This is a genomic window from Arthrobacter sp. Dra40 (genome assembly GCF_059091905.1).
Genome location: NZ_JBNHHB010000129.1, coordinates 1 through 14840, shown reverse-complemented (window position 1 = coordinate 14840; position 14840 = coordinate 1). Strand labels below are relative to the sequence as shown.

12 protein-coding genes are annotated in these 14840 nt (G+C 67.6%); 3 read left to right on the top strand and 9 right to left on the bottom strand.

Annotation, left to right across the window (positions count from 1 at the left end; translation table 11 throughout):
• Positions 1-4: 4 nt before the first annotated feature.
• From AC5RWT_RS26945 to glpK, 3 genes are all read right to left on the bottom strand, one after another.
• On the bottom strand, positions 5-202 hold the full coding sequence (locus AC5RWT_RS26945) for a hypothetical protein (protein ID WP_494082865.1): 198 nt from the start codon (positions 200-202) through the stop codon (positions 5-7).
• 17 nt (positions 203-219) lie between these two features.
• Entirely contained in the window at positions 220-2709 is a 2490-nt protein-coding gene (leuS, locus tag AC5RWT_RS26940; protein WP_494082864.1) for a leucine--tRNA ligase, read from the bottom strand.
• A 167-nt stretch (positions 2710-2876) separates the two neighbouring features.
• Positions 2877-4391, bottom strand: a complete 1515-nt coding sequence (gene glpK, locus AC5RWT_RS26935; RefSeq protein WP_494082863.1) for a glycerol kinase GlpK — start codon at positions 4389-4391, stop codon at positions 2877-2879.
• A 260-nt stretch (positions 4392-4651) separates the two neighbouring features.
• Here glpK and AC5RWT_RS26930 point away from each other — a divergent pair, with 260 nt between their 5' ends.
• The 3 genes from AC5RWT_RS26930 (at position 4652) to AC5RWT_RS26920 (ending at position 8647) form a co-directional block, all read left to right on the top strand.
• Positions 4652-5530 (top strand): alpha/beta fold hydrolase, encoded by an 879-nt coding sequence (locus AC5RWT_RS26930; protein WP_494082862.1) that lies wholly within the window; start codon positions 4652-4654, stop codon positions 5528-5530.
• Complete coding sequence (locus AC5RWT_RS26925) at positions 5527-6612, top strand: glycosyltransferase family 4 protein (RefSeq protein WP_494082861.1); 1086 nt, start codon at positions 5527-5529, stop codon at positions 6610-6612. Before AC5RWT_RS26930 ends, AC5RWT_RS26925 begins: the two co-directional genes overlap by 4 nt.
• A gap of 397 nt (positions 6613-7009) precedes the next feature.
• The gene (locus AC5RWT_RS26920; RefSeq protein ID WP_494082860.1) at positions 7010-8647 is read left to right on the top strand and encodes an HNH endonuclease; all 1638 of its coding nucleotides are present in this window, start codon (positions 7010-7012) and stop codon (positions 8645-8647) included.
• Here AC5RWT_RS26920 and AC5RWT_RS26915 read toward each other — a convergent pair.
• The 6 genes from AC5RWT_RS26915 to mihF all read right to left on the bottom strand — a co-directional run bounded on the left by AC5RWT_RS26915 (position 8553) and on the right by mihF (position 14717).
• Positions 8553-10775, bottom strand: a complete 2223-nt coding sequence (locus AC5RWT_RS26915; protein WP_494082859.1) for a primosomal protein N' — start codon at positions 10773-10775, stop codon at positions 8553-8555. The genes AC5RWT_RS26920 and AC5RWT_RS26915 overlap by 95 nt on opposite strands.
• 5 nt (positions 10776-10780) lie before the next feature.
• Positions 10781-11986: a methionine adenosyltransferase gene (metK, locus tag AC5RWT_RS26910; protein WP_493967681.1), complete on the bottom strand. Its 1206-nt coding sequence runs from the start codon at positions 11984-11986 to the stop codon at positions 10781-10783.
• A 216-nt stretch (positions 11987-12202) separates the two neighbouring features.
• The gene (locus tag AC5RWT_RS26905; RefSeq protein ID WP_494082858.1) at positions 12203-13486 is read right to left on the bottom strand and encodes a bifunctional phosphopantothenoylcysteine decarboxylase/phosphopantothenate synthase; all 1284 of its coding nucleotides are present in this window, start codon (positions 13484-13486) and stop codon (positions 12203-12205) included.
• 24 nt (positions 13487-13510) lie between these two features.
• Positions 13511-13774 (bottom strand): DNA-directed RNA polymerase subunit omega, encoded by a 264-nt coding sequence (gene rpoZ, locus AC5RWT_RS26900; RefSeq protein WP_493967683.1) that lies wholly within the window; start codon positions 13772-13774, stop codon positions 13511-13513.
• Between the two features lie 40 nt (positions 13775-13814).
• Positions 13815-14387, bottom strand: a complete 573-nt coding sequence (gene gmk / locus AC5RWT_RS26895; RefSeq protein WP_494082857.1) for a guanylate kinase — start codon at positions 14385-14387, stop codon at positions 13815-13817.
• Positions 14388-14399: 12 nt separating this feature from the next.
• Positions 14400-14717: an integration host factor, actinobacterial type gene (mihF, locus tag AC5RWT_RS26890; RefSeq protein ID WP_493967685.1), complete on the bottom strand. Its 318-nt coding sequence runs from the start codon at positions 14715-14717 to the stop codon at positions 14400-14402.
• Positions 14718-14840: the final 123 nt, after the last annotated feature.

The following is a 14840-nucleotide window of genomic DNA, read 5'->3' as shown; positions in this document are numbered from 1 at the left end:
ATACCTACCCGGAAAGCACCACCGGCATCGGCACCACCCACAGCCAGGCTGCGGTATCCGGCTGGTTGACCCAGTCGGCGGGCAGCGACGCCGCCGAATCAGTGACGACGGCAACGCGGTGCCGCGGCGGTTGGCCCGGCCGGGCAGGCGGCTGCTGCAGCAGCCGTTTGGACCGCTGCACCAGTTGCTCGAGCCAATTCATCCGTTGCCAGTCCGCGGTCAGGCCGGCACGATGTTGACCAGCTTGGGCGCACGGACGATCACCTTGCGCACGTCACGGCCGTCAAGAGTCCGGATGATCTGCGGCGAGGCCAGCGCCAGCTTTTCCAGCTCGTCCTCGCTGACATCCGCTGCCACCTCCAGCCGGTCGCGGACCTTGCCTGCTACCTGCACCACGGCGGTGACCGTATTCTGCACCAGCAGGGATTCGTCCACGGCCGGCCAGCTAGCCTTCACCACGGATGGTTCGTGGCCCAGCTGGGCCCAGAGGTCCTCTGCGGTGTAGGGGGCGAACAGGCTCAGGATGATGGCCACGGCCTCGGTTGCTTCGCGCACGGCGGGGTCGGCGCCGCCGGGTCCGGCGTCGATGGCCTTGCGGGTCGCGTTGACCAGTTCCATCAGTTTGGCGATGACCACATTGAACTTGCCGGCATCCAGCAGTTCCGCCGCGTCGGCAACGGTCCGGTGGATGACCGCGCGCAGGGCGCGGTCGCCGTCGTCGTAATCCACGTCCGGAGCGGAGGAAACGTCCTGTCCCAGCCGCCAGGCGCGGGCCAGGAACTTGGCCGAGCCGGACGGAGAGACGTCGGCCCAGTCCACATCGTCTTCGGGCGGCGATGCAAAGATCATGGTCAGCCGGACGGCGTCGACGCCGAACTTGTCCAGTTGCTCGCCCAGGTCCACGCCGTTGCCCAGCGACTTGCTCATCGCCTTGCCGCCGTTGAGCACCTGGCCCTGGTTCAGCAGCGCACGGAACGGCTCGTCAAAGTCGATCAGCCCCATGTCCTTGAGCACCTTGGTGAAGAACCGGCTGTAGAGCAGATGCAGGATGGCGTGCTCGACGCCGCCCACGTACTGGTCCACCGGCAGCCAGCGGGCCGCGGCGTCCTTCTCGAACGGGCCCTCTGTGTAGTCCGGCGAGGCGAACCGCAGGTAGTACCAGGACGAATCCACGAAGGTGTCCATGGTGTCCGTATCGCGCCGGGCTGCCTTGCCGCAGTTCGGGCACTCGGTATTGACCCAGTCAGCGGCCGCGGCCAGCGGGGAGGTGCCCTTGGGCGAGAGTGCCTCGCCGCGCAGGTCGTCGGGCAGCCGGACGGGCAGCTGGTCGTCGGGAACCGGGACCTCGCCGCACTCCTCGCAGTGGACAATCGGGATCGGTGCACCCCAGAACCGCTGGCGGGACAGCAGCCAGTCGCGCAGCCGGAAGTTGACGGTTTTCTCGCCGGTGCCGGCCGCCTCCACCAGTTCGATGGCGCGCGCGATCGCTTCCGTCTTGGACAGGCCGTCCAGCTCGCCGGAATTGATCAGCGTGCCTTCCCCGCTGGTGGCGACCCCGGTTTCCGCCGGGTCTTCTTCCCCGGTCTCGACGACGGCGCGCACGGGCAGGTCGAAGGCCTTGGCGAAGTCAAGGTCGCGCTGGTCGTGGGCGGGGACGGCCATGATCGCGCCGGTCCCGTAGTCGGCCAGCACGTAGTCGGCGGCCCAGACCGGCAGCTTTTCGCCGTTGAGCGGGTTGATGGCGTAGCGGCCCAGGAACACGCCCGTCTTGTCGCGTTCGGTGGACTGCCGTTCAATGTCGGAGAGCGCCTTGATCTGTTCGCGGTAGGCCATCAGCGCATCATGGTGTTCCGGTGCCACCAGGTCCAACGCCAGGTGTGCGTCGGCGGCGACCACAAAGAAGGTTGCACCGTTGAGGGTGTCCGGACGGGTGGTGAAGACGGTGACGTCCTGCGCCTCGCGTCCGGCAGCTTCTTCCACGGTGAAACGGACGTGGGCGCCTTCCGACCGACCGATCCAGTTGCGCTGCATCGCCAGCACGCGCTCCGGCCAGTGGCCCTTGAGCTCGTCCATGTCATCCAGCAGCCGGTCGGCGTAATCGGTGATCTTGAAGTACCACTGGTTCAGGCTCTTCTTGGTCACCGGCGTGCCGCAGCGTTCACATGCCCCGTTGACCACCTGTTCGTTGGCCAGCACGGTCAGGTCCTTCGGGCACCAGTTCACCGGGGAGTTCTTCCGGTAGGCCAGGCCGCGCTCATAGAACCGCAGGAACAGCCACTGGGTCCAGCGGTAGTACTCCGGATCCGAGGTGTGCAGCCGGCGCGACCAGTCGGCACTGATGGCGTAGCGCTTGAAGGACGCGGCCTGGGTGTCGATGTTGGCGTAGGTCCACTCGCTGGGGTGGGCGTTGCGCTTGATGGCGGCGTTCTCGGCCGGCAGGCCAAAGGAGTCCCAGCCAATCGGGTGCAGGACGTCGTAGCCCTTCAGCCGCCAGTAGCGCGCCACGACGTCGCCCATGGCGAAAGCTTCGGCGTGGCCCATGTGCAGGTCGCCCGAGGGGTACGGGAACATGTCCAGCACGTACCGGCGTTCTCGGGAACCGTCGTCGGCGGGAGCAAAGACATCAAGTTCCTCCCACACGGCCGGCCATTTGGCCTCCATGGCGGAGAAACTGTACTCGTGCTGTTCCGTACCCGACTGCGTACTCACTGTGGTTGCCTCGTCCTCTTGTCTGTACTGCGCACTTGCCTTGACTCCCCTAGACACACAAAAGCCCCTCGGCATCGGAGGGGCGGGCCGCTGTAGCAGGGGCTTGGGACCCTGCGGCAGCGGCTAGCTAAGGAGCAGTGCGAACATGGGACCACTTTACCGCACGTTCACAGGACGTCGTCGTCGATCCAGTCGAAGGTCCGCGTGACCGCTTTCCTCCACAAACGCAGCCTGCGCTCCCGCTCCTCCGCCGGCATCTGCGGCTCCCACACCTTGTCCTGCGCCCAGTTCCCGGCGAGCTGGTCCGTCCCTTCCCAGAATCCGACGGCGAGACCGGCAGCGTACGCCGCACCCAGGGCAGTGGTCTCGGTGACCCGCGGCCGCATCACCGGCACGCCGAGGATGTCCGCCTGGAACTGCATCAAGGCGTCGTTGGCGACCATCCCGCCATCGACCTTGAGACCTGTCAGGGGCACGGCAGCGTCGGCGTTGATTGCATCCAGGACCTCGCGGGTCTGGAAGGCCGTGGCTTCCAAGGCCGCCCGGGCAATGTGCGCCTTGGTCACAAACCGGGTCAGGCCCACCAGTGCGCCGCGGGCATCCTGGCGCCAATACGGCGCGAACAGGCCGGAAAACGCGGGAACAAAATAGCAGCCGCCGGTGTCCTCCACCGTGCCTGCCAACTGCTCGGCCTCCTGCGCCGAGGACACCAGGCCAAGGTTGTCGCGCAGCCACTGGATCAGGGAGCCGGCGACGGCGATGGACCCCTCGAGCACATAGTGCGGCGCGGCGTCGCCCAGCTGGTAGCCCACCGACGTCAGCAGCCCGTGCGAAGACCTCACGATTTCCTCGCCGGTGTTGACCAGCACGAAGCAGCCCGTGCCGTAAGTGTTCTTGGCCTCGCCGGGATTGAACGCGGCCTGTCCGAAGGTCGCCGCCTGCTGGTCGCCGAGGATCCCGGCCACCGGGACGTGGCGCAGCAACTGCGAGCCGTGCACGTTCGCATAGGGCTCGGAGGACGAGCGGATTTCCGGCAGCATCGCGGCCGGGATACCGAACACGTCAAGGATTTCCTGGTCCCACTGCAGGGTGCGCAGGTCCATGAACAGCGTGCGGGACGCGTTGGTGACGTCGGTGGCGTGCGTGCCGCCGTCCGGCCCGCCGGTCAGGTTCCACAAGACCCAGCTGTCGGTGGTGCCGAACAGCAGCTCGCCGGCCTCGGCGCGCTCCAGTACGCCGTCCACGTTCCGCAGGATCCACGCCAGCTTGGTGCCGGCGAAATAGGGCGCCAGCGGCAGGCCGGTCTGTTCCCGGAAGCGGTCCGGGCCGCCGTCGGCCGCCAGTTCGTCGCAGATCTGCTGGGTCCGCACGTCTTGCCAGACGATCGCGTTGTAGACCGGCCGCCCCGTGCTCTTCTCCCACACCACCGTGGTTTCGCGCTGGTTGGTGATGCCGACGGCGGCAATGTCGTGCCGGGTCAGGCTGGCCCTGGACAGCGCCGTGCCCACCACTTCACGGGTGTTGTCCCAGATTTCCAGCGGGTCGTGTTCCACCCAGCCCGGCTGCGGGAAAATCTGCCGGTGCTCCCGCTGGCCGGTAGAGACGGGTGTGCCTTTGTGGTCGAAGATGATCGCGCGCGTGGAGGTGGTTCCCTGGTCGATTGCCAGCACGAACTGCGCCATTCAAGCCCCTCCACCGTCCTGTCCGGACGGCAGTGCCCGGCTGTTGTTGAACCTAACCGGCCGCGCATGGCGGCGTCAATTGTCCGCACCGCGGCCCTGAGCACCTCCGCGCCGAGGCCCGGTGTCCGCTCTGCCGCTGCCCGGCGTGCCCCCGAACGCCACTTGAGCATCCCCCGGACCGGCGACATGGCCCGGACCAGCGCGTCCCCGCGCCCGCGGGTCGGTAGAGTCGAAGGCATGAAATCAGCAGGAAACTCCACGTGACCGCCGTCGCTGACCGCGCGCTCCGCCGGGAGATACTGCTCGACGGCGCTTTCGCGCGGTACTGGGAATACCCGGGAGACCACGACGGTGCGCCGACTCTTCTGGTGATCCATGGCTTCCGCGGTGACCACCACGGGTTGGAACTGGTGGTTGACCAGCTGCCCGGATTCCGCGTGATCGCCCCCGACCTTCCAGGCTTCGGCGAATCGGATCCGCTCGCCACCGGCACCCACGGCATCGACGGCTACCAGCGGTTCCTGCATGATCTGGCAGGCGCGTTGGAGCTCGGCCCGGACACCTTTCTGCTGGGGCATTCCTTCGGGTCCATCGTGGTCAGCCATTATCTGGCGGCGCATCCGGACTCCTTTCGGGCGGCTATCCTGGTCAACCCGATCAGTGAACCCGCCCTGCAGGGCCCCAAAGCGCTTGCCTCGCGGCTCGCCGGGTTCTACTACTTCGCCGGAGCCAGACTTCCCGAGCGGCTTGGTCTCGGCCTCCTGCGCAACCGCGTCATTGTCCGGGCTATGAGCATCATGATGGCGAAGACCCGCGATCCGCAGCTGCGTTCCTACATTCACGGCCAGCACGACGCCTACTTCAGTGCCTTCGCCAACCGGCAGGTGGTCCTGGAGGCCTTCCGCGCGTCCATCACCTCAGATGTCGCCCAGGTGGCCGGATTGCTGAACCTGCCCGTGCTCCTGATTGCCGGTGAACGGGACGACATCGGGTCGGTGGCCAGCCAGCGGAAGCTTGCCGCGATGATCCCGGACTCCCGGCTGGAAGTGATCCCCGCCGTCGGGCATTTGATCCACTACGAAACCCCGGCACCGGCCGCCGCCTTCATCCGGGACTTCATCAACGGAATGAGTGCATGAAACTCCTGATCGACGCCCGGTTTACCCGGACCGACCAACTGGACGGCATCAGCCGCTACGGCGCCAGCCTGATCGAGGCCACCTCCCGATTGGCGGACGTGAGCATGCTGATCAACGACGAACGGCAGCTGCAGTTCCTGCCGAACGTGCCGTGGACCAAGATCAACAGTCCCCTCTCCCCCGCCGAACTCTTCGTGGCGCGTCGGGTGAACAGGCTGGGCGCCGACGTCGTCGTGTGCCCGATGCAGACCATGGGCAGCTTTGGCCGCCGGTACGGCCTCATCCTGACCCTGCACGACCTGATTTACTACTCGCACCCCACGCCTCCCGGCTTCCTGCCCATACCGGTGCAGTGGCTCTGGCGCCTCTACCACAAGGCCTACTGGCCGCAGCGGCTGTTGTTGAACCGCGCGGATACCGTGGCCACCATCAGCCACACCACCCAGGCGCTGATGGAGCGGCACCGGCTGACCCGCAAGCCCATCCGGATTGTTTCCAACGCGGCCCAGCCGCAGGGAGCGCCTCGGGATCCCGCGGGCGGCCGCGACAAGACCCTGCTCTACATGGGCTCGTTCATGCCGTACAAGAACGTGGAAACCATCGTCGACGGCATGGCCCTGCTGCCGGACTACCGGCTCCATCTGCTCAGCCCGGTGAGGCCCGAACGCCAGGCTGAGCTGGAGGCCCGGGCCGCAGACCCCCGGCGGCTGGTCTTCCACCACGGGATTTCCGACGCCGGGTATCAGCAACTGCTGCAACGCGCCACAGCGCTGGTCACCCTTTCGCGCGATGAGGGTTTCGGCCTGCCGCTGATTGAAGCCATGGCAGCAGGAACGCCGGTGATCGCCAGCGACATCCCCATCTTCCGGGAGGTCGGTGCCGGCGCCGTTACCCTGGTGGACCCAGATGAGCCCGCCGACTTCGCCGCAGCGGTGGCTGCGCTGGACCAGCCCGGCGCTTTCCGCGCCGCCTCCGAGGCCAGCATCCGCCGCGCCGCAGCCTACGACTGGGACGAGTCGGCACGCCAACTGGTGGCGGCCGCCAAGGAGGTCATGGAACGACGGCGGAGCCAACGCGGGTAGTCGGGTGGGGCCAAAAAGCTGCTTGCGAAATCCTGAAGCGCCCGACGACTCCCCGGCTCATGTCCTCGACGCCGAGCGATCCGAGTTATTTCAGGACAGCCCACCGGTTGCCGTGCGGCTGGCACCGGCAGTTGCTTCCTCCCAAAATGTCCGACCCGGCCCCTAGTCTGTTTTCAGAAGCAGTTCAGCACCAATGTTGGCCGCCGGGTTGTGGGTTTGCCGGTGGCGTCCGCGGAACCGTCCAAGGGTTCGCAACCGCTCGTATTCAAGGCCATGCAGCACGCATGCTGAAGATAGAGACGCTGAGATGTTTGATCCTGCCGTAGCCGGGAGAACCGCCGCAGCACCGCCCGCCGCGCCGCCGCCCGACCCAGCATCGCCTGCCGGCAGCGGAGCCATGCGAGTTGCCGGACCGGCGGGTCCGATTCGGTCTGCCGCCGTTCACGCCGCCGCCACTGCCCTCGCCGACATCGATCTGGACGCGCCGGACCCGGAACTGGTTGAAGAGCTTACGGCGCTGGAGGAATTGAAGGCTGCTGCCGCCGCCGCGCAGGCCAAGGTTCAGGTCGCGCTGGAGGACTCTGTCCGCGCCCGCCGTGCCGCCACCGGGACCCCCAAAGACCGGCAGGGCGCGGGTGTGGCAGCCCAGATCGGGTTGGCCAGGCGCGAATCACCGCACCGCGCCGCGGTCCTTTTGAACCTGTCAAGGACCCTGGTTGCGCAGATGCCGCACACCCTGGCCGCCCTCGCCGCGGGAACACTGAACGAATACCGGGCCGGGATCCTGGTCCAGGAAACCGACTGCCTGACCCCGGAGCACCGCGCCCGCGTTGACCAGGAACTGGCCGGGAACAGGGCCCGGCTGCACGGCCTCGGGAACAGGGCCCTTCGGGCTGAAGCCAAACGCCTCGCCTACCGGCTGGAGCCGCGTTCCGTGGTTGACCGGGCGGCGAAGGCCGAAGCGGACCGGGGTGTTTCCTCCCGGCCGGAGCCCGACACCATGGTCTCGGTCCGGACCCTTCTGCCGGTCGTCCAGGGGGTGGCGGTGATGGCCGCCCTGAACCAGGAAGCGGACCGGCTGCGCAACAGCGGAGATCCCCGGTCGCGGGGCCAGATGATGGCCGACACCGTGTTTGAACGCGTCACCGGACGCAGCACCGCCGACCCGGCCAAACTGGAAATCCAGTTGGTGATGACCGACCGCGCCCTGCTCCGCGGCGAGGCCGAACCGGCATGGCTGACCGGGTACGGCATTGTCCCGGCCCAATACGCCCGGAACCTCATTCGGCTGCCACAAGAGCCCGACCCGGGACCGACTGCCACGTCCGGCGGCGCAGCCGGCCTGGGCCTTGCGCCGGCAGGACAAATCCACCCCGGCCGCCCGCCGGGCAGCGGGTCGAGATGGAACGTGTCAACCGGCGGTGCCGGGCAGAAGGCGCCGCCGGCCGGGACCGAGCCGGGGTGGAAGACCGCCCGCGAGCAGGCCCGGCGCTACAAAGTGTTGCAACAGGGCACCGTGGAGGACATCTGGGTCCGCCGCCTCTACACCGCCCCGGGGACCGGACAGCTGCTGGGGATGGACTCGGCCGCGCGAAAGTTCCCCGACGGGATGCGCCGGATGATCGTCGCTCGCGACGCAGTCTGCCGCAGGCCTTGGTGCGACGCCCCGATCCGGCACATCGACCACATCGTCGCCTGGTCCAGCGGCGGTAAAACGACCATGGCCAACGGCCAGGGGCTCTGCGAGCACTGCAACCAGTCGAAGGAAGCCGAAGGCTGGTTCAGCCGCACCGTCGGAGGTGCACGCCATACGGTGGAAACCACCACCCCCACCGGACACGCCTACGCCTCTACCCCACCACTACTGCCAGGCACGCCGCCGGCACATCCAGATGCGGCCCTTGCGCCGGCGCCCGGGGCCGGCCCGCCCACCCGGAAGGTTAGAGCAGATCGGTCCCGTCGCAGCGCACCTGTACCGGGTCGGGGACGCGCTTGGCGGACAGCGCCGCCCTGCGGTGACGGAGCGCAGCAGTGACGCGGGCGCCATCCTGGTAGCTGAAGAACAGCAGCAGGCGATGCTCACTGCTCTCCCCCGATCGGGCGGGCAGCTCGACAGGCCCCACGCTGCGAAGGCTGCCGCTGACGTCAAAATCGGCCATGAAGGCTTCAATGCCCGAGGGCTTCCCGGTCAGCGCAGCGATCCTGACGGCCGGCGGCAGCTGCAGCTCACGCCTTAACTGCATTTCCCTGGCGGCGGCACCGGCAGGATCCCACCGGACCAGCGGGCCCACCACTGCGTCCTGGTCGGCGGTGACCACTACCAGGCCCCCTTCAGATGAAGGCTGCACCAGGGAAGCCGCCCGGAACCAGCGGCGCAGTACCTCTTCCGGTGCACGAAGGGACTCGCGGCTGAGCATGGCGTTGCCATCCAACAGCAGCGCAGCGGCGTACCCTTCGGGAGCCACAGGTTCGGCGCCCGGCGTTGCGACCACCAGGGCTTTCCGCGACTCCACCACGGATTTGATGTGGTCCCCCGACGAGGAAACAACAGTTGCCCCGGGGAACGCGCGCCCGAGCTCCTCGGCGGTCCTCAGGGCGCCGATGGCCGAGGCCCGGAGGCGGTGCGATCCGCACTCGGGGCAGGCGTAGTTGGCGGCCAGGCGACCGCACCACCGGCACGCCGGAGCAGCGGAGCGGCCGGGTTGAGCCAACGGCCCGCTGCAGTCGGTGCACCGGGCAGGGGTCCGGCAATCCTGGCAGGCAAGGGCAGGTGAAAATCCGGTCCGCGCCACCTGGACCAACACCGGCCCGCGTTCCAGCCCTTCCTGGGCGGCCCGCCACGCGGCCTGCGGCAACCGGGCGTGGCGCAGCAGCGGGTCACGTTCCTGCTGGAACGAGTCGGCGGTATTGAGGATGCGGGGCGTCATCCGCCGCAGCAGCGGCCGGGCGGGAGCGAGTGCAGTCGCCCAGCCGGTCTCCACCAGACGCTGTGCTTCGCCGCTTCGCGCTACGCCGGCGAAGAGCGCTGCACAATCAGCTTGCGCAGTTCGCAGCAACAAGACCTCGCGGGCGTGCTGGTACGGGGAACGCTGTTCGATCAGCAGCTCGTCGCCGTCGTCCCAGATGGCAACCAGGCCCAGGTCGCGCACCGGGGCAAAGGCGGCTGAACGAGTACCCACGGCCACCGACACCTCGCCGTGCAACAACCGCAGGTAGTTCCGGTAGCGTGGCGTCGGGCCGTCTTCGGCAGTCAGCCTCACGTACTGATCGGCGCCGAGGATGCGCTCGAGTTCGGCTTCCAGCCGGGCCAGATCCTTCGCATCAGGAACCACGACGACGGCGCCGCGGCCGCTCTGCCGCACGCACGCCACAGCGTGGGCTACTTGGGCTGCCCACGAAGCAGGGCCGTAGGACTTGTGGCTGGCCAACACGGCACGCGGGGCGGCACCGGCCGCCAGCTGGGCCAGAAAGTTGCTGGCGCCGTCATAACCGGCGAAGGCTTGCTCCGCCTCAGCCGTAGCTGCGAGATCAGCGGTGGAAGCCGGAGGGCCAGCGGCATCGGTGGCGGCGGTGGAAGCCGGAGGGCCAGCGGCATCGGTGGCGGCGGTGGTAGCCGGAGGGGCGGCGGCATCGGTGGCGGCGGTGGTAGCCGGAGGGCCGGCGACGATGGTAGCTGCGTGAATATCCGCAGCCGGCTTGCCCTCCGCTGCCGCGGGGCCCGTCTCCCGGGCGGCGAATTCCTTGTCCACTTTGGCTACACGGGGCGGGATAGCGGCGCGCACTACGTCGCTGACATTCCCGGCGTAGCGCTCGGCCACCGACGTCGCGAGCCGGAGCAGCTCCTCGGTCAGCACCGGCTGCGCGGACACCACCTTGGCCAACGGGGCCAGTTTGACGCCTTCCGGAGCCTCGGACGTCCGGCGGGTGATGAAGCCGCTCATCTCCTGGCCGCCGAAACGAGCCTTGACCCGCGCTCCGGGCACAGCCTCGGCGTCGAGAGTCTCCGGCACCAGGTAATCGAAAATGCGGTCGAGGTGCGGCAACGACGTTTCGATCAGCACCCGCGCCACCGGGTCGGTGGCGGCCGCCGGCGAGGTGCCGGGTGCCTTCTTGGGAGCACCGAAGCCCTGCAGCAGGCTCAGCTGATGCGGATCAGAGCCCATCAGGCTCAGGCGTTGAAGTAGCTGCGCAGTGCGTCGGCCCGGTCGGTCCGCTCCCAGGTGAAGTCGGCATGTTCACGGCCGAAGTGTCCGTGGGCTGCGGTCTGCTTGTAGATGGGCCGCTTGAGCTGCAGGTCACTGATGATGCCCAGCGGGCGCAGGTCGAACACCTCGTTGATGGCCTCTCCGATTCGCGCGGGGTCGACGGTCTCGGTCCCGAAGGTCTCCACGTAGATGCCCACCGGCCTGGCCATGCCGATGGCATAGGCGATCTGGATCTCGGCCCGACGGGCCAGTCCTGCGGCCACCACGTTCTTCGCTACCCAGCGCATGGCGTAGGCTGCCGAACGGTCGACCTTGGACGGGTCTTTGCCGGAGAAGGCGCCGCCGCCGTGACGGGCCATGCCCCCGTAGGTGTCCACGATGATCTTGCGTCCGGTCAGTCCGGCGTCGCCCACCGGGCCGCCGATCACGAAGTCGCCGCCCGGGTTAAGGATGTAGCGCACGTCGGTAGCGTCCAGCGAGCTCGATGCCAGCACCGGCTCAATGACGTGGGAGGCCAGGTCCGCCCGCAGGTGGTCCAGATCGACACCGGCTTCATGCTGGCTGGAAATGACAACGGAGTTGACGGACACCGGCTTGTCGCCGTCGTAACCGACGGTCACCTGCGTCTTGCCGTCCGGGCGCAGGTACGGCAGGGTTCCGCTCTTGCGAACCTCGGTCAAGCGTTCGGACAGCCGGTGCGCCAGCCAGATCGGCGCCGGCATCAAGACGTCGGTCTCGTCGCTGGCGTAGCCGAACATGATGCCTTGGTCGCCGGCGCCTTGCGCGTCCCGCTCGTCCAGCCCGGTCCCCTCGCGGGTTTCGAATGAGTTGAAAACTCCGGAGGCGATCTCGGGTGACTGCTGGCCGATGGATACGGAAACGCCGCAGCGGGCGCCGTCGAACCCCTTGTCGGAGGAGTTGTAGCCAATGTCCAGGATGGTGTCCCGGACAATCTGCGGAATTTCCACGTAGCCCTGGGTGGTGACCTCGCCGGCCACATGGACCAGGCCGGTCGTTGTCAGCGTCTCTACGGCTACCCGCGACTCGGGATCCTCGCGCAGCAGGGCGTCGAGGATGGCGTCGGAAATCTGGTCACAGATCTTGTCCGGATGGCCTTCGGTCACGGACTCGGACGTGAAGAGCCGCAGATTGCTGTCAGAAGAAGTCACAGACATACCTTACTTGCTGGCGAGGACCGCCACGGAACTGTTGACACGGCCGCAGGACGGCGGTCATGGGGCGAAACACTGGTACTTGAAGGGGCCGCTGAAAGACGGCCCGTGCTGCCTGGGGCGCAGCCGGGCAGCGGCCGGAAAGGCGCAACCGGGCCGACGCTGCAGGAAAGGCGGAACCGAGCCGACGCTGCCGGAAACGGCAACAACGGCTCAGCCGGAGAGTTCGGCGGTGATGCGCTCGATGAGCGCGGCTGCGGCACTGTCTTTGCTGCCGCGGTGGGTCTGCGGTTCAACCCCGCTGCGCGCCAGCACGGTGATTTCCGTGTCGTCCTGGCCGAACACCAGGTCGCGGCCCACGCGGTTGAGTACCAGCAGGTCACAGCCTTTTCGTTCGAGCTTGCTGCGCGCGTAGTCGATCACGTCGCCGCGGTCGTCGCCGGTTTCGGCTGCGAAACCGACAATCAGCGGCCAATCGCCGGAGCCGCGCTGCTGCACGACCTCCACCAGGATGTCCGGGTTCCGGACCAGTGTGATCACCGGGTCCTCGGCGTCGTCGCGCTTTTTGATTTTGGTGGCGGTCACCTGTGCAGGGCGGAAATCAGCCACGGCTGCTGCCATGATCACGACGTCGGAGCGCGCCGCCGCTTCCAGCGTTGCCTCCCGCAATTCCAGGGCAGTTTCGACCGAGCTGGACTTGATCCCGTCGGGCAGGTCCACCTCAAGGTGGGCGGCAATCAGTTCGACCTCTGCGCCCGCGGCTGCAGCGGCACGGGCCAGTGCCACGCCCTGCTTGCCGGAGGATCGGTTGCCCAGAAAACGGACAGGGTCCAGCGGTTCGCGGGTGCCGCCGGCGGTGATGAGGACACGCTTGCCGGCCAAGGGCCCGGGTTCCGAAGCGGCGGGCCGGGGGGCGGAGGTATCGCCCGCGTCGAAGCGCGCCTGCGCCGTCGTGCGGGACACCAGGGTTCCATCGGCGAGGCCCGCGGTGATGAAGTCGTAGATGTCCGCCGGTTCGGGCAGGCGGCCGGGGCCGGTGTCCTTGCCTGTCAGGCGGCCAACGGCCGGGTCCATCACGGTGGTTCCGCGGTTGCGAAGGGTGGCCACGTTGGCCGCGGTGGCCGGGTGCTCCCACATTTCGGTGTGCATGGCCGGTACGAAGACCACCGGCGCGGTGGCCACCAGCAAGGTGTTGGTCAGCAGATCGCCGGCCAGGCCGGTTGCGGCGCGCGCCAGCAGGTCCGCCGTAGCCGGGCAGACCACCACCAGATCGGCCTCCTGGCCGAGCCGGACGTGGTTGACCGACTCGACGTCGTCGAACACGCTGTTGCTCACCGGGTTGCCGGAAAGGGCCTCCCAGGTGGCACGGCCGACGAACTTTTCGGCGGCCTCGGTCGGGATGACCCTGACCTCGTGGCCGGCTTCCTTAAACAACCGAAGCAGGGATGCCGATTTGTAGGCGGCGATGCCGCCGCCTACGCCCAAAATGATCCGCATGCCTGCCCCGGTACTAGACGCTGGTTACTCTGCGGCCTTTTCGAGGGGCTTGCTCACCAGCAGGCCCTCGTTGATCTCGCGCAGCGCGATGGACAGCGGCTTCTCGTTCAGCTTGGTGTCCACCAGCGGGCCGACGTACTCAAACAGGCCTTCGTGCAGCTGCGAGTAGTAAGCGTTGATCTGGCGGGCACGCTTGGCACCGTAAATCACCAGCGCGTACTTCGAATCCGTAGCTTCCAGCAGGGAGTCGATCGGCGGGTTGATGATGCCTTCGAGGTTGGTCGACACAAAATCTCCAATGGGTTCCGGAACGTTTCTTCCCACCTGCTCAGCGCGGGTGCGGAAGGAGTCCCATCAATGAAACGAGCTCGTCTGCCGCCCGCTTGACATCGTCGTTGACGACGGTGAAATCGAACTCGGGCTCGGCAGCAAGTTCCAGTTTAGCGGTTTCCAGCCTGCGCTGCTGTTCTTCGGGTGTTTCTGTGCCGCGGCCCACTAGCCGGCGGACCATTTCCTCCCAGCTGGGCGGGGCCAGGAACACGAAAGTGGCCTCCGGCATGGACTTCTTGACCTGCCGGGCGCCCTGCAGGTCGATCTCCAACAGCACTGATTTGCCGTCGGCCATGGCGTCCTCCACGGTGCGCCGCAACGTGCCGTAGCGGTTCCGCCCGTGCACCAGGGCCCATTCCAGCATGTCGCCGGCCGCAACCAGCCGGTCGAACTCTTCGGCGCCGACGAAGAAGTAGTGCACTCCGTCCTGCTCCCCGGGCCGCGGCTCCCGGGTGGTGGCGGAGACTGAGAGCCAGACGTCCGGGTAGTTGTCGCGGATATAGGTGGAAACGGTGCCCTTGCCGACGGCGGTCGGTCCGGCGAGAACGGTCAGGCGGGGTTTGTCGGACATATCTTCCATCTGTTACTGGGATTCAAGGTGTTTGATCAGGGCACGCCGCTGGTGGATGCCGAGGCCGCGCAACCGGCGGCTGGCCGCAATGCCGACCGTCTCCATGATGGCAGCTGCCCGGACGTGCCCGATGCCGGGCAACGATTCCAGCAGCTCGGACACCCGCAGGCGGCCGATCGCTTCCATCGAAGCGGCTGCTTCGATCACCTCGGCAATGGTCATGGCGCCGGACTTCACCTTGGCTTTGATTTCCGCCCGTTCAGCCCGTGCGGCCGTTGCCTTCAGCCGGGCGGCCGTGCGTTCGCTCTCCGTCAGCGGTCGAAGACCCACAGCTCCTCCAGACAATCCGGCCCTTCGGACACGCTGGCCCGGCGGGCGCATTGGGCATGATCTGAACTTACCAGAACCGCGCCGCTCCGGCTCAGGGCCGCCGGCAGCACGGCCGGCCGGGCC

Bases quoted from the DNA above. Each gene is read 5' to 3' on its own strand.
- AC5RWT_RS26945 (WP_494082865.1), bottom strand. From the start codon at position 202: ATGAATTGGCTCGAGCAACTGGTGCAGCGGTCCAAACGGCTGCTGCAG.
- glpK (WP_494082863.1), bottom strand. From the start codon at position 4,391: ATGGCGCAGTTCGTGCTGGCAATCGACCAGGGAACCACCTCCACGCGC.
- AC5RWT_RS26925 (WP_494082861.1), top strand. From the start codon at position 5,527: ATGAAACTCCTGATCGACGCCCGGTTTACCCGGACCGACCAACTGGAC.
- AC5RWT_RS26920 (WP_494082860.1), top strand. From the start codon at position 7,010: ATGCGAGTTGCCGGACCGGCGGGTCCGATTCGGTCTGCCGCCGTTCAC.
- AC5RWT_RS26915 (WP_494082859.1), bottom strand. From the start codon at position 10,775: ATGGGCTCTGATCCGCATCAGCTGAGCCTGCTGCAGGGCTTCGGTGCT.
- AC5RWT_RS26905 (WP_494082858.1), bottom strand. From the start codon at position 13,486: ATGCGGATCATTTTGGGCGTAGGCGGCGGCATCGCCGCCTACAAATCG.
- gmk (WP_494082857.1), bottom strand. From the start codon at position 14,387: ATGTCCGACAAACCCCGCCTGACCGTTCTCGCCGGACCGACCGCCGTC.